Origin of the sequence: Ureibacillus sp. FSL W8-0352, assembly GCF_038004345.1 — a bacterium.
GTDB lineage: Bacteria > Bacillota > Bacilli > Bacillales_A > Planococcaceae > Ureibacillus > Ureibacillus thermosphaericus.
In genome coordinates this window covers 2,625,023-2,643,967 of sequence record NZ_JBBOQT010000001.1, presented here as the reverse complement: position 1 = coordinate 2,643,967, position 18,945 = coordinate 2,625,023, and the positions used below count along the sequence as shown (strand labels likewise).

Annotated in this window: 18 protein-coding genes and 1 pseudogene; 4 read left to right on the top strand and 15 right to left on the bottom strand. The window is 37.6% G+C overall.

Translation table 11 applies throughout. The features are described from left to right. Positions 1-346 precede the first annotated feature (346 nt). The 3 genes from ispD to radA all read right to left on the bottom strand — a co-directional run bounded on the left by ispD (position 347) and on the right by radA (position 3,752). The gene (gene ispD, locus NST98_RS13265) at positions 347-1,057 is read right to left on the bottom strand and encodes a 2-C-methyl-D-erythritol 4-phosphate cytidylyltransferase (protein WP_096550052.1); all 711 of its coding nucleotides are present in this window, start codon (positions 1,055-1,057) and stop codon (positions 347-349) included. A gap of 31 nt (positions 1,058-1,088) precedes the next feature. Continuing rightward, positions 1,089-2,183: a PIN/TRAM domain-containing protein gene (locus NST98_RS13260; protein WP_016838530.1), complete on the bottom strand. Its 1,095-nt coding sequence runs from the start codon at positions 2,181-2,183 to the stop codon at positions 1,089-1,091. 198 nt (positions 2,184-2,381) lie between these two features. Beyond that, positions 2,382-3,752: a DNA repair protein RadA gene (radA, locus tag NST98_RS13255; RefSeq protein ID WP_096550051.1), complete on the bottom strand. Its 1,371-nt coding sequence runs from the start codon at positions 3,750-3,752 to the stop codon at positions 2,382-2,384. Positions 3,753-4,369: 617 nt separating this feature from the next. Between radA and NST98_RS13250 the strand changes: the two genes are divergently transcribed. Both NST98_RS13250 and NST98_RS13245 read left to right on the top strand, forming a co-directional pair. Next, complete coding sequence (locus NST98_RS13250; RefSeq protein ID WP_172597841.1) at positions 4,370-4,663, top strand: helix-turn-helix domain-containing protein; 294 nt, start codon at positions 4,370-4,372, stop codon at positions 4,661-4,663. Continuing rightward, positions 4,660-5,532 carry an IS3 family transposase gene (locus NST98_RS13245; RefSeq protein WP_096550742.1) on the top strand — a complete coding sequence of 291 codons (873 nt, stop codon included), beginning with the start codon at positions 4,660-4,662 and terminating at the stop codon, positions 5,530-5,532. Before NST98_RS13250 ends, NST98_RS13245 begins: the two co-directional genes overlap by 4 nt. Before the next feature lie 193 nt (positions 5,533-5,725). Here NST98_RS13245 and NST98_RS13240 read toward each other — a convergent pair whose 3' ends face one another. The 6 genes from NST98_RS13240 to NST98_RS13215 form a co-directional block, all read right to left on the bottom strand. Continuing rightward, a complete protein-coding gene (locus NST98_RS13240; RefSeq protein ID WP_016838527.1) occupies positions 5,726-8,164 on the bottom strand; it encodes an ATP-dependent Clp protease ATP-binding subunit in 2,439 nt (812 codons plus the stop codon). Next, positions 8,154-9,254 carry a protein arginine kinase gene (locus tag NST98_RS13235; RefSeq protein ID WP_340715309.1) on the bottom strand — a complete coding sequence of 367 codons (1,101 nt, stop codon included), beginning with the start codon at positions 9,252-9,254 and terminating at the stop codon, positions 8,154-8,156. Before NST98_RS13235 ends, NST98_RS13240 begins: the two co-directional genes overlap by 11 nt. After that, the gene (locus NST98_RS13230) at positions 9,251-9,805 is read right to left on the bottom strand and encodes a UvrB/UvrC motif-containing protein (protein WP_340715308.1); all 555 of its coding nucleotides are present in this window, start codon (positions 9,803-9,805) and stop codon (positions 9,251-9,253) included. Before NST98_RS13230 ends, NST98_RS13235 begins: the two co-directional genes overlap by 4 nt. 14 nt (positions 9,806-9,819) lie before the next feature. Continuing rightward, positions 9,820-10,284: a CtsR family transcriptional regulator gene (locus NST98_RS13225; RefSeq protein ID WP_096552383.1), complete on the bottom strand. Its 465-nt coding sequence runs from the start codon at positions 10,282-10,284 to the stop codon at positions 9,820-9,822. 212 nt (positions 10,285-10,496) lie between these two features. Further along, positions 10,497-10,802, bottom strand: a complete 306-nt coding sequence (locus tag NST98_RS13220) for a DUF4870 domain-containing protein (protein ID WP_016838523.1) — start codon at positions 10,800-10,802, stop codon at positions 10,497-10,499. 245 nt (positions 10,803-11,047) lie between these two features. After that, positions 11,048-11,275, bottom strand: a complete 228-nt coding sequence (locus tag NST98_RS13215; RefSeq protein WP_016838522.1) for a hypothetical protein — start codon at positions 11,273-11,275, stop codon at positions 11,048-11,050. 151 nt (positions 11,276-11,426) lie between these two features. Here NST98_RS13215 and NST98_RS17345 point away from each other — a divergent pair. Together NST98_RS17345 and NST98_RS17340 are read left to right on the top strand one after the other, a co-directional pair. After that, positions 11,427-11,978: pseudogene (locus tag NST98_RS17345) on the top strand (protoglobin domain-containing protein); the annotation flags it as partial. Then, complete coding sequence (locus tag NST98_RS17340; RefSeq protein WP_445684058.1) at positions 11,952-12,743, top strand: methyl-accepting chemotaxis protein; 792 nt, start codon at positions 11,952-11,954, stop codon at positions 12,741-12,743. The pseudogene NST98_RS17345 and the gene NST98_RS17340, both read left to right, overlap by 27 nt. Positions 12,744-12,861: 118 nt before the next feature. Here NST98_RS17340 and NST98_RS13205 read toward each other — a convergent pair whose 3' ends face one another. From NST98_RS13205 to adh, 6 genes are all read right to left on the bottom strand, one after another. Then, positions 12,862-13,005 carry a hypothetical protein gene (locus NST98_RS13205; RefSeq protein WP_172597780.1) on the bottom strand — a complete coding sequence of 48 codons (144 nt, stop codon included), beginning with the start codon at positions 13,003-13,005 and terminating at the stop codon, positions 12,862-12,864. Between the two features lie 520 nt (positions 13,006-13,525). Then, the gene (locus NST98_RS13200; RefSeq protein WP_340432644.1) at positions 13,526-13,999 is read right to left on the bottom strand and encodes an acyl-CoA thioesterase; all 474 of its coding nucleotides are present in this window, start codon (positions 13,997-13,999) and stop codon (positions 13,526-13,528) included. 100 nt (positions 14,000-14,099) lie between these two features. Then, positions 14,100-15,527: an aldehyde dehydrogenase family protein gene (locus tag NST98_RS13195; RefSeq protein WP_340715306.1), complete on the bottom strand. Its 1,428-nt coding sequence runs from the start codon at positions 15,525-15,527 to the stop codon at positions 14,100-14,102. A 61-nt stretch (positions 15,528-15,588) separates the two neighbouring features. Then, positions 15,589-16,557: a DUF4003 family protein gene (locus NST98_RS13190; RefSeq protein WP_340715305.1), complete on the bottom strand. Its 969-nt coding sequence runs from the start codon at positions 16,555-16,557 to the stop codon at positions 15,589-15,591. A 99-nt stretch (positions 16,558-16,656) separates the two neighbouring features. Continuing rightward, a complete protein-coding gene (locus NST98_RS13185) occupies positions 16,657-17,019 on the bottom strand; it encodes a DUF779 domain-containing protein (RefSeq protein WP_340715744.1) in 363 nt (120 codons plus the stop codon). Between the two features lie 24 nt (positions 17,020-17,043). Next, positions 17,044-18,579: an aldehyde dehydrogenase gene (gene adh / locus NST98_RS13180; protein WP_340715304.1), complete on the bottom strand. Its 1,536-nt coding sequence runs from the start codon at positions 18,577-18,579 to the stop codon at positions 17,044-17,046. Positions 18,580-18,945 lie beyond the last annotated feature (366 nt).

Below are 18,945 nucleotides of genomic sequence, written 5' to 3'. Positions count from 1 at the left end.
GACGGTTCAGCTACTTATCACTAAGTAGGTTATGAAGCGAACTTCACCTATCCGCCAGACCTCCCCGGGTAAGTACATGCACTTTCACACCATCTATCCGCCTCATTTACTCGATATGACCTTCGACAGAAAGAGCTTTGTTTTGTTTCGCAAACTCACTCAATCATACCTAGCCTTATATGAGGTTCGTGTTCCTCGGACCGGTGTTTTGCCTCCAGCTTCCTTCAGATTCCGCGTCACCACGGACACCCTTGCTCTTGGCTAACCTCTACTTCTGTCTTCGGGGTTCGGGACTTACACCCTATAGTTCATGTACATGCCGGGCGCACGAAAAGACCTCACCAATCTAAAAGATTTGTGAGGTACCTTCTTTCTGCATCTGGCGGTTTTTTAAGATGGCTTCACCAAATAATAAATCTTCTTTCGTCGTCATTTTAATATTTTCATAATTGCTTTCAACAATATGGATTTCATAACCGAGGCGCTCCACTAGCATCGCTTCGTCCGTTCCTAAAAATCCTTCTTTTTCCGCTACATCCTCCGCATGCCGTAACAGTTCGTAACGAAATGCTTGCGGCGTTTGGATTGACCATAGGTTTTCCCGATCTACCGTTTCAACAATAATACCATCTTGTACTTTTTTCATCGTATCCTTCGCTCGAACTCCTGCTATCGCAGCCCCTTTTTCATATGCGGTTTCCACTAAACGGTCAATGACTTGTTGGGATATAAACGGTCTTGCAGCATCATGGACGAGAACAATCTCCACATCATTCATTACTTTTAAACATGAATGAACAGAATGTTGACGTTCTTTCCCTCCATTTGGTAAACCCTTTACCTTTGTAATTTTATAATCTTTTAATAAATGTTGAATATAGTCCCTTTCTTCTGGTTTTACCGCTAAATATATTCCCGTACAGTTTCTATCCTTTTGAAAAATTTCGAGGGTGTGAATGAGGATCGGTTTATTCGCTAAAGATAAAAATAATTTGTTTTTTCCCGCTCCCATCCGTTTTCCGCTACCGGCTGCTGGCAATACTACTTCGTAATCCACGTGCTCAACTCCTACTCTTACTTTTCAACGGTTATGCAACTTGTTCGTCTTTTGGTTTAGCAAAAATCATGCGACCGGCGGATGTTTGCAGTACGCTTGTAACGGTGACTGTAATAGATTGCCCAATGTAACTACGACCACCTTCTACAACTATCATCGTTCCATCATCTAAATAGGCAACACCTTGATTTTGTTCTTTTCCATCTTTGATGACAACGACTTGCATATCCTCTCCTGGTATAACAACCGGTTTTACTGCGTTCGCAAGCTCATTAATATTCAATACTTGTACATGATGAAGATCACATACTTTGTTTAAGTTAAAATCATTTGTTAAAATTTTTGCTCCCATTTTTTTCGCTAACCGTACTAATTTTAAATCTACTTCTTGAACATCATCAAAATCTTCTTCAGAAATGATGACATTTACCGTTTTTCCGTCTTGTAATTTTTTCAACATATCTAACCCTCTTCGTCCACGGGTACGCTTCAATGTATCACTGGAATCCGCAATATGTTGTAATTCGGTTAATACGAACTGCGGCACCACTAAAACACCTTCTATAAATCCTGTTGTTGCGATATCCGCAATTCGACCATCTATTATGACGCTCGTATCTAACAATTTATATAGCGTTTTTTCTTGTGAAACAACTTGCCCAGAATCTCCAACTTTCTTTTTTGATCCTACACCGGATTTGGTAAATATTTGTGATAATTCTTCCCTCTTTTTAAATCCGACTCTAAATCCTAAATATCCGAGTGTAATAGATAATATTATTGGTAAAAAATCAGTAATTACCGGTATATTGATTCGTTCAATCGCAAACCCAACAAAATATGCTACAATTAAACCGACAATTAACCCAAGAGTACCGAATAGTAGGTCTGCAGCTGGAATTTTAAAAAGTACCTCTTCCATCCAGTTGATGAATTTTACACAATAATCTGATAAAGAAAACGATAGAAGAAATAATAACAACGCTCCTAATGCGACTGATGTATATGGATTATTTAACAACGGATTAGATGACAAATTTATAATTTCGTATAATGGCGGTAAAAAAACAAAACCTAGTGCTCCCCCAATAAAAAGAAAAGCAAATTGAATTACTCTTTTTAACATACAGCCACCTCCTTTTTGTGATATATTATCTTACTATTAATTATACATCGTTCATGAATCGTTTGCGATTTGAAACAACTACGAAATACATAATTTGTACTTTTTTCCCTTTTCGTCCAGAATATAAAATTATTTTTCCCAATTTCAAAAGGAAAAATGCCCATACATTATAAATATTGGTATGGACATCCCTTTTCATCAATTACCAAAACAAACTCTTAATGCTTCGTTAATGGTTTGCACCCCAATTACTTCAATGTCTTTTGGGTATTCCCAACCTCCTATATTAGAAGCAGGGATAATGGCTCGTTTAAATCCAAGTTTTGCAGCTTCATGAACTCTTTGTTCGATGCGGGATACCCGTCTTACTTCTCCGGTAAGTCCTACTTCACCGATATAAACATCTGTAACTTGAACAGGCTGATTTCTAAAGCTGGAGACTATGGAGGTAAGAACGGCGAGATCAATCGCAGGTTCGTCCAGCTTTACGCCTCCTGCCACCTTAATATATGCATCTTGCGCTTGCAACAGCATGCCCATTCTTTTTTCCAAAACAGCCATCAATAATTGAACTCTATTTTGATCCACACCGGTAGCCATTCTTTTTGGATAATTGAAACTAGTTGGTGTAACTAATGATTGAATCTCGACAAGTATAGGTCTTGTACCTTCCATGGAAGCAACGACCGTCGAACCAGCTGCCCCATGTGAACGTTCTTCTAAAAATAATTCAGACGGATTTAACACTTCTTTTAAACCCGAATGAATCATTTCAAAAATAGCAATTTCATTAGTTGATCCGAAGCGATTTTTATGGCTTCTTAATATTCGATACGTATGATGTCTTTCACCTTCAAAATATAGTACGGTGTCTACCATATGTTCTAATATTCTAGGCCCTGCAATTTGCCCTTCCTTTGTAACATGTCCTACAAGAAATGTTGCAATTCCTTTCGTCTTCGCTATTCTCATCAATTCTGAAGTACATTCTCTAACTTGCGATACGCTCCCAGGAGCACTCGTCACTTCTGGATGATGCACTGTTTGAATGGAGTCAACAATGATAAACTTCGGTTGAACCTCTTCAATACTATGACGAATGAGTTCTAAATCAGTTTCAGCATAAATAAATAATTCATTTGATTGGACACCGATTCTTGTTGCGCGTAATCTTGTTTGTTTCAACGATTCTTCTCCTGAAATGTAAAGCACCCGATGTCCATTATTGGATAATTCAGCGGAAAGTTGCATAAGTAGCGTTGATTTCCCTATACCAGGATCTCCCCCAATCAAAACAAGTGAACCTGGTACAATTCCACCTCCAAGCACACGATTTAATTCCACCATGCTTGTTTGGACTCTTTGTTCTTCTTGTGTTTCGATGCTGATAATTGGTACGGCCTTCTGACTTATAGCTTCCGAATGCTGAAACACTCCACGAGATTTCGTCATCACTTCTATTTCTTCTACAAAGGTATTCCACTCACCACAACCAGGACATCTCCCCAACCATTTAGGAGATTCATAGCCACATGATTGACAGCAAAACTTTGTTTTCTTTTTTGCCATTAGGTCCTCCTGCAAATTTTTTTGGTATAGCTATTATAACAAAGGTACTAGATTAGATTCATTGATGTACTAGAAAATTTCGTTAGACTAGGTAGGTCTATTTATTGAATATATCGGTTTTAGCACAAGAACTTGTTTGTGTAGTTACACTCTACGAAAGAAAAGCTACATGCTCGTGCGTATGCTTCCTTCACTTGTGCAGATATCCCCTCTGCTTGTGCATTTAACCACCAAACTTGTGCAAATACAACCTCTACTCGTGCACATAACATCCAAACTCGTGCAAATACTACCTTGCTATTATACCTGTAAAGTTTACACATTAAAGCGCCCATAAGATGAGCATAATAAATATAAAATGTGGGAATTTATTGGGTTTATTAAAAAGCCACAGCGTAGCTGCAATGCCATTGACACCTACCACGATTCTTAGTACTTGGTGGATGGGGTCGGGGCCCCGCCAACAAGTACTTAGAATCGATTTGTCCGTAGTACAATGACAAACGGAGTGAGCGCAAGGAGCTATTTTTTGAGATCATCTGCAATCTACAATCACTACGGACAATCAGGTAGGTGTCAATGGTGGCGTACTTCGTACATGAATGGAGGATATGGAAATGGCGAAAAAATATCGATATTACACATTTGAATTCAAAAAACAAGTCATTGAAAAATATTTCGAAGGGTATTCTTCCACAGAGGTAGCTAAAATATATAACATTCATCGGAGAAGAGTCTCTGAATGGGTGAAAATTGTGAAAGAAGGAGGCTATGAAGCTCTCTTAACCAAAAGAGAAAAAGTAGCTAAACAGAAACAGTCGCCTGTTGAAAAATCTTTGGAAGAAAAATATCTTCTATTACAGTTGGAGAACGAATACTTAAAAAAGTTGTTAGATCTAAGAAAGGGGTGAATGATAAAGAACAACAATTTGCCTTTATTCACGCTTACGCAGAACAATATCCGATTTCTATTTTAGCGGAAATCGCCAATGTATCCCGTGCGGGTTATTATAAATGGTTAAAGAGAAATGGAGAAAAACATCGTGATCAAATTGATGAACGGTTAATCCCTTATATCCTAAAGGTGTTTAACGATCACCGTGGTACTGTGGGGAGAAAACGAATCAAAATTGAATTGGAAAGACAATATGGGTTAGTCATCAATGAAAAACGGATTGCCCGTTTAATGAGGAAATATGGATTGGTATGCAAAATTCGCCAAAAGAAATTTAGATATCGTCCAAGTGTTCATGGAAAAATTCCCAATCTTCTTAGCCGTAACTTCAAAGCCATTCGAGAAGGAGTAAAGTTTTCCATTGATATTACGTATATTCGCGTGAAAAGAGGACGTCAAAAATGGGTATATCTCTGTGCCATTAAAGACTTATTTAATGAGGAAATCGTGGCTTATTCAATGGGGACAAGTTTGGAAATGAAATTAGTGTATCGCGCCTTAGAAATGCTTAAAAAAAGGGGATATAGTAAAGGAGCGATTCTCCATAGTGACCAAGGCACTCACTTTACTAATCCCGATTATCAAGAGTATCTCCGTGAGATGGAGATAACTCAATCCATGTCCCGCAGAGGCAACTGCTGGGACAATGCCTGCATTGAAAATTTCTTTAGTCATCTGAAGGTTGAACTTGGATGTTTTAGTCAACCCGAAACTGTACGAGAAATTTACGAAGCAGTAGAAAACTATATTAATTATTATAACACCAAACGTATCGTAACTAAACTAAAAATGAGCCCGATGGAATATAGAACAAAAGCAGCATAAATTTGGATTAATACGGGGCGGATAAAAATGTCTACTTGACAGGAGCATGAGCACCTCTACTCGTGCACATAACATCCAAACTTGTGCGGATGCTCCTTAAATGGAGATGTACCTGTTAATACGTATGAAAAAAATAAGCTGTACCAAAAAGACAGTGTACAGTGTCTTTTGGTACAGCTCGACTAATCAATAATTATACACTTTCAACAACATCTTTTTGTTTTACGACAAATTCGCCATCCACATAGTCAAATACAACTGTACTGTTCGTTGAAACTGTGCCTTTTAATAACTCTTCTGATAAACGGTCTTCTACATTTTTCTGTAAAGCTCTTCGAATTGGTCGTGCACCGTATTGTGGATCGTACCCTTCTTCAGCAATTTTCTCTAAAGCTGCATCTGTTAGTTCAAGTTCAATGTTTTGCTCTTTTAAGCGTTTGATTAAAGATTTTGCCATCAATAATACAATTTGTTTCAATTCTTCTTTATCCAACGGCTGGAATACGATTGTTTCATCAATACGGTTTAAGAACTCTGGGCGGAATGCTTTTTTCAATTCTTCAAGCATCGTGCTCTTCATGTCTTTATATTTATTATCTCTTCCACCCACACCGAATCCTACATTCTTTTGATACTTTAATGCTTCTGCACCAATATTGGATGTCATAATGACAACCGTATTGCGGAAATCCACTGTGCGGCCTTTTGAATCTGTTAAACGACCGTCATCAAGCACTTGTAATAAGATATTGAATACGTCTGGGTGCGCTTTTTCAATTTCATCTAAAAGTACCACTGAATATGGTTTGCGGCGGACTTTTTCCGTTAATTGCCCACCTTCTTCAAATCCTACATATCCAGGAGGTGAACCCACTAGGCGAGAAGTAGAGTGTTTCTCCATATATTCGGACATATCGATACGAATCATTGCATCTTCATCGCCAAACATTACTTCTGCTAAAGCTCTAGCAAGTTCCGTTTTACCAACCCCAGTTGGTCCTAAGAAGATAAATGAACCAATCGGGCGTTTCGGATCCTTCAATCCTGCGCGAGCACGGCGGATAGCTCTAGAAATCGCCTCAACCGCTTCATGTTGTCCGACAACGCGCTTATGCAATTCTTCTTCTAAGTTCAACAGTTTTTCAGACTCTTCTTGAGCCAGTTTATTCACTGGTATTCCAGTCCACATGGATACCACTTCTGCGATATCTTCTACTGTTACTTTTGATTCTTCTTTACCTTGCTTTTCTTTCCATAATTTTTTCGTTTGTTCTAGTTCTTCTTTAATTTTTTGCTCTGTGTCGCGTAGTGCTGCTGCTTTTTCAAATTCTTGACTTGAAACTGCTGCATTTTTCTCATTGCGCACATGTTCTAATTTTTCTTCAAGCGCTTTTAAATTTGGTGGCACTGTAAATGAGCGCAAACGCACTTTAGATCCGGCTTCATCAATCAAGTCAATGGCTTTATCTGGCAGGAAGCGGTCTGAAATGTAACGGTCAGATAATTTTGCCGCAGCTTCAATTGCTTCGTCGGTAATCTTTACTCGGTGATGCGCCTCGTAACGATCGCGAAGACCTTGAATAATTTGAATTGTTTCTTCCACAGTTGGTTCATCGACTTGAATCGGTTGGAATCTACGTTCTAAAGCTGCATCTTTTTCAATGTATTTACGATATTCATCTAGCGTAGTTGCACCGATACATTGCAATTCACCGCGAGCTAATGCCGGTTTTAAAATGTTCGAAGCGTCAATCGCACCTTCTGCACCACCAGCACCAATCAATGTATGAAGTTCATCAATGAATAAAATGACGTTACCCGCTTGGCGAATTTCATCCATTACTTTTTTCAGACGATCTTCAAATTCACCACGATATTTTGTACCTGCTACAACAGTACCCATATCAAGCGTCATTACACGCTTATCGCGCAATGTTTCCGGTACTTCATTATTAACGATTTGTTGAGCAAGTCCCTCAGCAATCGCTGTTTTACCTACACCAGGTTCACCAATTAATACCGGGTTATTTTTCGTGCGGCGAGATAACACTTCGATAACTCGTGTAATTTCTTTGCTACGTCCAATTACAGGGTCAAGGGAACCTTCACGGGCAATTGCAGTTAAATCTCGAGCCAGGCTATCAAGTGTTGGAGTGCTTACTGTTTGAGTTGGATTGGAATTTTGAGAAACATCGTTGTTACCGAGAAGCAATAAAACTTGTTGACGCGCTTTATTTAAGCTTACCCCAGCGTTCGCAAGCACTCGAGCTGCAACACCCTCACCTTCACGAATTAATGCAAGTAAAATGTGTTCTGTTCCGATGTAAGCATGACCCAGTTTTCGAGATTCATCTACGGATAGTTCAATAACTTTCTTAGCTCTTGGTGTATAGTGAACGATTGGTCCAACATCCTTCGTACCTTTTCCAACTAGTTCCTCGATACCTCGTTCAATCATCTCTGGGCTTACATCAATCGCTTCTAAAGCTTTTGCAGCAATGCCTCCACCTTCGCGAATTAGCCCGAGCAAGATATGTTCAGTTCCGATGGATTCATGCTTCCAACGAATGGCTTCTTCTTGCGCCAACTGTAACACTTTTTGAGCTCGTTGAGTAAAACGATTAAACATCATGTTTTTCCTCTCCTTTTTCCTTTAATTTCGAATTTCCATCGTTTAATTTTTCTCGTATTAATTTTGCTCTGAATACATCTCGCTCTCCTGGTTCCAAAGTTGTGCCTGCGTATTGTTGTACGAATCCTGGTTGAATCAGTATTGTGCATTCATTTAATACATGTTTTGAAACATTTTTAATTATGCCTAAATCTATGCCTAAGCGAACATTAGATAAACATGTTGCTGCTTCTTCACTTGTCATAATCCGCGCATGTTTCAAAGTACCAAAGGCACGGTGAATACGGTCCTCCAAAGCAACTTGGGATTGTTTTAATAGAGTTTGTCTTGCGTTTCGTTCTTGTTCAATGATTTGCATCACGACAGTTTGTAAATCATCAATTATTTCATCTTCTGCTTTACCGAGGGTTACTTGATTTGAAATTTGATACATGTTCCCTAGATTTTCACTGCCCTCACCGTAAATACCTCTCACGACCATGCCAAAACGAGCTAGCATTTGTGTTAATACTTTCATTTGCTTCATCATCGAAAGTCCTGGTAAATGCATCATCACAGATGCTCGTAAACCAGTTCCTACATTTGTAGGGCAACTCGTTAAATAGCCGAATTGGTTATTGAAGGCAATCGGTAAAAGTTTTTCAAGCTGACAATCTAATTTATTAGCCATTTCATAAGTTTCTATTAGTTGAAGTCCAGGGGATAAACATTGGATTCTTAAGTGGTCTTCTTCATTTACCATCACACTAATGGCTTCATCTTTTGAAATGATAACTGAAGCGAATTTTTCTCTATTGGCAAGCATCGGGCTAATGAGATGTTTTTCAACTAATACTTGACGTTGTAATACGGGCATTTCTTGAATTGTGAAATGAGAGAAATGGTGATTTCCGTTATTCAATTGGGAAAAAGCTTGCGTAACCATTTGATCAACCGTTTTCGCTTCTTCATCAGTAAATATTAATGGGAAACGGAAACCATCCAAGTTTCTCGCTAATCGAATCCGGGTGGAAATGACAATGTCATTTTCATCACCGTCAACACCCATCCAACTCGGTGCTTCCGCTTTTAAGAAATATTCAAGGTTCATGGTGTATCAACACCTCCCATCTCAAGCTTGCGTTCCAATGCTTTAATTTCATCTCTGAATTTCGCCGCATCTTCAAAACGTTCATCTTGTATAGCTAATTGCAGCTGTTCACGTGCATGTTCAATTTGTTTTTTAATAATTCGGTTGTTATCCACTTTTTGTCCAGGTCTTTTTCCAGTATGTTTGGTTCCCGCTTGTATTTTTGCAAGTACTTGCGGAAGTTTTTCGCCAAAGGTTTCATAGCATTGTGGGCAACCCAATTTACCTTCATTTAAAAATTTACGAAAAGTAAATCCGCAAGCCGGACATGCATTTGTCTGGATGGATGGTTGAACAGCTCTTTCTTGTGTTTCATTTTTCCAAACAGGCATCCCAAACCAATTAGATAACAATTGATGGATTGGGATTTGTTCTTCTTTATGAAAGTCTAGGTTGAATGGATGAAATTGTGCTGCACATACTTCACAATAATGCTTCTCACTTTTATGGCCATTTATTATTTGTGTAACTGTAACGGTTGCTTTCCGTTGTTTACAGTGTTCACAAATCATGACCCACCACCTCTTTATTTTTCGTATTTTAAAGTTAGTAACATCGATGTTAAAATAGCTGCCCTCAATTCATCACGAGCTGGGAGTTGTAACTTTAACGTATTCCGGTCGATGGCAGCGAGCATTAACGTTGCCTCTCTGTAGGTTATAACGCCTTCGTCCAGCAGCCTATATATAATATCTTCAGCCATGTTTTGCGTGGCACCTTTTTCAATTTGTTTAATGATATTTTCAATCAGCTCAATTTTTGAACTTGGTTTCACACGAAAAATTCTTATATATCCACCGCCACCACGTTTGCTTTCAACAAGGTAGCCTCGTTCCACGGTGAATCGGGTATTAATAACGTAATTAATTTGTGAGGGGACGCATTGGAACATATCAGCTAATTCGCTGCGTTTAATTTCAATATGCCCTTTACCACCTAATTCGATAACTTGTTTTAAATACCCTTCAATTAAATCTGAAATATTTTTCATTATGATTACAACTTCACCTCGCTCTTTTTGACTTTGACTATCTTTGACTTTATTATATTTCCTTTTTTTCATATTTGCAACGATAAACCCTTGACCATTTTTATTGTAAAAAAATCGACAATACGTATGAAAGTACGCTTTGCCGATTTTATATCAATATATTCATCTAAGATGAAGAATACTCGGGAGTTTTACATTTACGAGAAATTATTTTATACCCAACGGCCAACAATTGGGTAATTCCAAGGTGTTTCTCGCAGCGCATTGAAAATACCGATAATTGGTACAACAAATGTCATAATTCCAAAGATAATTAAGAATGGAATACCGATTAAAAGAAAACTTAGTACGACAGAAATACCGATTAATACCCACATAACAAACTGGAAGAGCAATGCTTGAATCGATATTCGTTTAACACTTTCTTCACTGCTTATTAAGAAAAATAAAATTGGTACTAGAACTGGTGCAAAAAAAGCACTTGCGTGAATAATCACTTTAGCCCATTTTTCTTCCATATATTAGTTAACCCCCTTTAAGGTTTTTGAAATTCTTGTTAGATACATGTACGAATGATTTGATTAATAGTTTCAAAAACCTTGCGTGATTTATCATTGATTTTATTCTTTTGTCCGTTTCTTTTTCATATCTTTTCCACAATTTTCATTTTATAGTCAAAAAAATCTTTAGATACTATTAAATAATATGGTATTCTGTAAACAGAAAAACAGAAATGAAAAAAGCCCTCTCAAATTAGGAGGGCTTAATTACCATTCTTTTTATTATCTGTATGTTTAGAATCGATTTCATCAGGATGATCAGCAGGGAATAACCCGCGGGCAAAAAGACCTGAAAACAAGGTGGCACTAATGATAATTAAAATTTTATGATTTTTCGGTACCTCATCAAACATATTGTTTAACATTAATGTGGAAATAACTGCTACTGTCACCATGGACACAATAATATAAGCAAGCCTTCGCTGATTCATCTTAACAAACTTCCTTTACTAATTTAATAAAAAACAATACGAACTAATAAACTAATCGTATTTTACATTGTTTATAATAAAAATACAAATTCAGGAATTAAACTGTAATGGGTCAAACAATAAAAAAATTAAATTAGAATGGAGCATACATATGAGGTTTGTACTTTATAACAAGGAAAACAAATCAAATTATAATCAATTTTTTGATGAAGAAAAATATATTCACGAAGTAGGAATAAACGTTTCTGCGAACCCTATTGTAGCCAAACAAATTGAAATGGTTCAGTTAACAAAAAAAGAATTAGCCATCCTTAAACAATTAAAACCACTTATTGAGAACTATATTCCAAAGATGGTTGATATTTTTTATGAAAACATTTCAATGAATAAACATTTAGTAGAATTAATTAATCAATACTCAACAATTGATCGATTGAAAATTACTTTAACAAAGCATTTACAAGATATTTTTGAAGGACAAATTGATAATCATTATTTAGAGAACCGAACTAGAATTGCCCTTGCTCATATCAAAATTGGATTATCATCTAAATGGTATATCGCTTCTTTCCAATCTTTAACAACAGCATTTACTCAGTTTATTAATAAGCTTGATATTTCTAAAGAAGAAGCAATTCTTGCCATCAATGCATTTTCTAAAATTATCAATTTAGAAATGCAACTTGTGATTGAAGCTTACGAAATTGAGCAAGAACGATTACGTATGGAAAATGATCAAGTAAAACAATCATTATTAATCTCCATCCAAAACATTGCTGAAGATTTAAATGCCATGAATCAAGAAACGACAGCATCGATTCAAATGATTTCTGAACAATCACAAAATATCGCATCAGCCACATCACAAGGTTTAGATTTCGTTGCTGATACAGAGGAAAAATCTAACCAAGGGAAAGCACAATTAGCAAAACAGACAAACTTAATGAACACGATTTTAAACAGTGTAAATTTATTAGAAGAGTCCATGACAAACCTACGTTCTTCTTCTAAAAGCATTTCTGAAATTGTAAACTTAGTGACGAACATAGCGGATCAAACAAACTTACTTGCTTTAAATGCATCAATTGAAGCGGCTCGTGCGGGTGAACACGGAAAAGGATTTGCTGTCGTTGCAGAAGAAGTTCGAAAACTGGCTGAAGAAACGAAGAAAGCAGTACAAAATGTCTCTGGATTAATACAAGAAATGGAAGAAAACATTACGGATATGGCGTCTAGTGTCAACAATGTAGATGAACAAGTACAATTAAGTGTACAAACTCAAGAGCACTTAGCAGAATCATTTGAACAAATTGCCCAAAAAGTTTCTGGGATACGCAATCAGTATGCTTCCACGTCAAAAGATATCGAAAATATTTCAAGCAATATTGCTAATTTAGTAGAAAGTTCAACTCTAATTTCAAAATCATCTGACACGTTACTCAAAGTGGTAAATGATTTTTCCAAATGAGAGATAAAAAATACTAAATTTAGTAGTAAATTGTCCTTTTTGATATCGAGTAGGAGGGAGTGATTAGCTCCCGTCCTCTCACACCACCGTACGTACGGTTCCGTATACGGCGGTTCAATTAAGATAATTGACGCAAGTTTTCATAACTTCCGTGAATAGCTTGTCTTCTTATGCCAGTGGTCACTCCACCCTCCAAGAGGTCTCCCACGGGATTCACCGCTTCCTTCCTCAAGTGAGGTACTACGTTTTCTGTGTTCATCATGACTCACTGAATGCCAAGGGCTATTCTCTCTTAATTGTTCGGTCCTTCTTAGTAGTTCTAAACCAACTAATACTATGACCTCTGCTGACTTCTGACGGTTCAGCTACTTATCACTAAGTAGGTTATGAAGCGAACTTCACCTATCCGCCAGACCTCCCCGGGTAAGTACATGCACTTTCACACCATCTATCCGCCTCATTTACTCGATATGACCTTCGACAGAAAGAGCTTTGTTTTGTTACGCAAACTCACTCAATCATACCTAGCCTTATATGAGGTTCGTGTTCCTCGGACCGGTGTTTTGCCTCCAGCTTCCTTCAGATTCCGCGTCACCACGGACACCCTTGCTCTTGGCTAACCTCTACTTCTGTCTTCGGGGTTCGGGACTTACACCCTATAGTTCATGTACATGCCGGGCGCACGTATAAAAACCGCAGACATTAAAAGTGTCTACGGTTTTTTTATTTGAGGCGGTTTTTGTCCCAACCTAATTTACTTTTGAATGACGACCTCTTTTACTTTAATTCTTTTTTCTTTTTTCTTTTCTTAATCTTTGTCTTTCTACCCCCGCTTTATATAACTTCTCCTCTTCCTCAGTCTCAGGGTAGATTGCTGGAATCGGTGTCGGTTTTCCATCCTTATCAATTGCTACCATCGTAACAAATGATTCGGTTGTCAATTTTTCTTCACCTGTTTTAACGTTGCGAGACATAACACGCACATACACTTCCATTGATGTTCTTCCAGTGGATGTGACAATTGCTTCTAACTCCAACATATCTCCAACATATGCAGGGGACACGAAATCTACTGAATCAAAAGAAGCGGTTACCACTTCTTTTTTCGTATGCTTCATACAAGCAATTGCCGCGATTTCATCAATATATGCTAGTATCTTCCCACCAAAAATGGATCCATACTGGTTCGTATCTGGGGGTAATACAAGTCGTGTTTGAGTTGAGCGTGATCTGCTCATCGGGTATGCAATACTCATTTGTTGTCCTCCTAATACATGGTGTGCTTTACCGAGAAGTTTGCAATTATTATGCAAACATAATATTAATTTCATACAGTTGAGTATTGCAACTTTTCTTTTAAAATTCTGTTTTAATCGTAATAAACTTTAATTCCGTCATTTCTTGAATAGCGTATTTTATTCCTTCACGTCCATATCCACTATTTTTCACACCACCATACGGCATGTTGTCTACACGGAATGTCGGGATATCGTTAATTACAACAGTACCCGCTTCCAATTCATCCGCCGCTTTTAAAGCATCCGTTAAAACATTTGTGTAAATGCCAGCATTTAAACCTAAATCGGAATCATTTACATATTTTATGGCTTCATCTAATGTTTTATAAGGTACAATCGAAACAATTGGGGCAAATGTTTCTAAACACATAATTTTCATATCTGGTTTTACGTTCACCATCACAGTTGGTGTCATCGTACGTTCCGTAAATTCAGCTCCTGTCGCAACTTTAGCTCCTTGAGATTTCGCTTCTTCAATCCACTCTTTCATGCGCTCAACTTCTTTCGGATGAATCATAGCGCTTAAATCTGTTGAAGGGTCAAATGGATTACCTAATTTTAATTTTTTCGTTTCTTTCACGAATGCCTCTGTAAATTGGTCGTAAATGGATTCATGAACAAAAATTCTCTGCAGGGAAATACATACTTGTCCAGAAAAGCCGAAAGCACCGCTTACCGTGCGAGAGATGATTTTCTCAAATGGCGTACTTGGTTCAATGATGACAGCTGCATTGGAACCTAATTCCAATGTAACTTTTCTCAATCCGACCTTTTCTTTGATTTTCATTCCGACTGCGCCGCTGCCTGTAAACGTCACTTTCTTCACCAGAGGATGAGTTACAAGAACATCGCTAAGTTCTCCACCCGAACCCGTCACGATTTGTAGTGCACCATCAGGAAGTCCTGCTTCCTTAAAAATCTCCGCCATTACTAAAGCACTTAGAGGTGTTTGAGTTGCTGGCTTTAGAACAACCGTATTTCCAACTGCAAAAGCGGGTCCTAATTTATGCGCAACTAAATTAAATGGGAAGTTAAATGGGGTGATGGCTGATACAACGCCAATGGGAACTCGTTTCGTATAACCTATACGATTTTTTCCTCCGGGAGCTGCGTCCATTGGCACCGTTTCGCCAAAAGTGTGTTTTGCAAGTTCAGCTGAAAATTGATATGTAGAAATGGTGCGATCCAATTCAGACAGTCCAGCAGTAATCGGCTTTCCAGCTTCATTTGCAAGAATCTCTGCAAATTCCTGCTTTCTTTTCTGCATGATGTCCACAACTTTATATAAAATTTCCGCTCTTTCATAGGCTGTGGTTTTCTTAAACGTTTGAAACGCTTCATGTGCGCCTTCAATTGCACATTCCACATCTTGAACAGAAGCCTTTGCCACTTTCGCAATCACTTCACCAGTGTAGGGAGCGGTCAATTCATACGTTTCTTTTGCTTCCTCCCATTGACCGTTAATCCATAGTTTTGTTTCTTTCATGTAGGACACCTCCATTATGATTTATTTCCATTTTATCACTCCCAACATTTTTTGGAGTGCATTAAGAACTGAAGACATTGAAGAAATCGCCTGCACTTCCCGGTATTAATGCAAAATCCAAAACATCCAGTGTTATACACAATACATGAATCAAATTTTCGAGAAATGCATGATCTTTCATATTGACCATATTTTGAACTTCAACCAGCTCACTGATGATTTTCTGGATGGAAACAATCAACGCCAATTCCTTTGCCATACGGAAAATTTTCAATTCCATTAACGATTTATGTAATTCCGCAATTTCATCAATTTTTTCATTATCTGTTGCATTCAACGCCAAAATCCCGATATAGGGATAATGAATCGGTTTTATTTTGATTCCTTTCTGATTCAATCCCTTTTTCAGCTCGGCAACATACTGAAGCAACATTTCGTTATATTCGGAACTATACATCGTTAAGATTTGTGCAAGGCATTGAAGGGAGTTGCCCAACATAAATCCTTGCTTTCTTAGGCTTTGGTAATATTGCAAAATCGTATCCACCTGCGTATGCGGTTGTTCCATCCCTTTCGACAAAAGAACCACATAGGGAATATCTTCTTTGGAAGTTAAAAAGTATTGTTTTCTGTGCATTTCATCATATAAAGTTTTTGCTCGTTTGGCGTGAAGAAGAATGTCTTCTTCCAGCATCATGGCGCCCGCCAGTCGAAAAGGAGATTTAGTAAATCCGGCTTCTTTTAACGCCATATCCCTTTGCGATAGGTTTTCCATGCAACCATCTATATTCTGCCCTAAAAATTGAACGGCAATATGATAGGTGACGGGAGAATTCCTTTGTATTGCTTTGTTAGAGTTTTCCACCATCCTATCTACCACTTTTTGCAAAGCGACGCCGCTAAATTCTCTGTTTTCAAGGGTGTATTTGCTTGCAAGAGACATAAAAAAGTTTTGATTATAGGCATTGCCAAAAAAATTTACGACTCGATTATAGTTGTTCTGAAAGTTGATGTGGAAATTTGTATCCATTTCATATCACTCCTAGTCTTATTACGAATGAAAGGAGGATATGTTTCAAAATAAAGAGGGAACTCCAATACTTGAAGCTCCCCCATATATTATTTTATGTTAACCAACCTTATTTAATTCTGCTAGCTCCTCAGAAGTAAATGCTCTCGACCTTGTTAAGAAACGTTTACCTTCAACGCCTTCTAAACTAAACATACCTCCGCGACCGTCAACGACATCGATGATTAATTGAGTATGTTTCCAATATTCAAATTGAGTTTTATGAATATAAAACTTTGCTTCACCAATTTCCCCTAGTAATATATCCGAATCACCAATGATTAAATCTCCTTCAGGATAGCACATAGGGGAAGAACCATCACAGCAACCGCCTGATTGATGGAACATAATTGGGCCATGTTTTTTCTTTAATTGTTCAATGAGGGCAAGGGCTGCGTCTGTTGCTACAACGCGTTTTACCAACGCCATCCCTCCTAAATTTTAGAATCAGAAGAAACCAAGTTTATTTGGACTATAACTTACTAACAAGTTTTTCGTTTGCTGATAGTGTTCAAGCATCATTTTATGATTTTCTCGACCGATTCCACTCATTTTATAGCCACCAAATGCTGCATGAGCTGGGTATTGGTGATAGCAGTTTGTCCATACGCGTCCAGATTGAATTCCTCTTCCCATTCGATAAGCTGTATTAATATCGCGAGTCCATACTCCCGCACCTAATCCATACATCGTGTCATTTGCAATTTCCAATGCTTCTTCTTGCGTTTTGAATGTTGTAACAGCAACTACTGGACCGAAGATTTCTTCTTGGAAAATGCGCATTTTGTTATGACCTTTAAATACAGTAGGCTTAATGTAGAAACCTTCTGATAATTCTCCACCTAAATTGTTGCGTTCTCCACCGATAAGCAACTCTGCTCCTTCTTGTTTACCAATATCAATATAGGATAAAATTTTTTCCATTTGTTCTGTTGAAGCTTGAGCTCCTATCATTGTAGTTGGATCTAATGGGTTACCTTGTTTGATGGCTTTTACTCGCTCAAGTGCGCGTTCCATAAATTTATCGTAAATGGATTCTTGAATTAATGCTCTTGAAGGGCATGTACACACTTCTCCTTGGTTAAGAGCAAATAATACAAATCCTTCAATTGCTTTATCTAAAAATTCATCGTCTGCTTCCATTACATCTTCAAAGAAGATATTTGGCGATTTCCCACCAAGCTCCAATGTAACCGGAATAATATTTTGTGAAGCATATTGCATGATAAGTCTACCTGTTGTTGTTTCACCAGTAAAGGCAACTTTTCCAATACGTGGATTGGAAGCTAACGGTTTTCCAGCTTCTAAACCAAAACCGTTTACAATATTCACAACACCAGGTGGTAATAAGTCTTCAATAAGTTCCATTAATACTAGTATAGAAGTTGGTGTTTGTTCTGCAGGTTTTAAAACCACACAGTTTCCTGCTGCAAGGGCTGGTGCGAGTTTCCATGCTGCCATCAAGATTGGGAAGTTCCACGGAATAATTTGCCCGACAACACCAATTGGTTCTTGGAAATGATAAGCTATAGTATTGTCATCAATTTGGCTAATACCGCCTTCTTGCGCACGAATCACTCCTGCAAAATAGCGGAAATGATCGATAGCTAAAGGTATGTCCGCATTTAAAGTTTCACGAACCGGTTTACCATTTTCCCAGCTTTCAGTAACTGCTAACAATTCTAAATTTTCTTCCATGCGATCTGCGATTTTGTTTAAGATTCTTGCTCTTTCTGCAACGGAAGTCTTGCCCCATGAATCCTTCGCATTGTAAGCTGCATCGATGGCAAGTTCAATATCTTCCGCTGTGGAACGAGCAACCTTTGTGTAAACTTTTCCTGTTACTGGCGATACATTATCGAAATACTCGCCATTAACTGGTGGTGTCCATTGTCCTCCGATATAGTTATCGTAGCGTTCCTTGAAGTTTACAATCGCTCCTTCAGTATTTGGAAATGCATATGCAGCAGTTAATACAGACATTTTCCTACTCCCCCTATTTTTGATTTTTATACCTTTACTTCTTGATGACAACATACTCACTCCTAAAGGTATCTAATAATATATATTCGAAAGATTAGTAGATTATTTCTAATATTGAAAAATATTTTATTTTTTCCTTCGTCACACTTCTCTATGAAACGACCTTTTTAGAGTGAGCTTTGCTAACTATATACCCCAAAATGAAAAAAAATAAACTTTCCATTTTAAATTTTTACAATTTTCCGTATTTTATATAAATAACGATTAACTAGTAGAATCAAAGATATATATAGTTTTTTCTATTTAAAAGATTGTACAATATCATTAGCATTGCATAAATATAGTTAGAATTTTCTGTTAATTAAT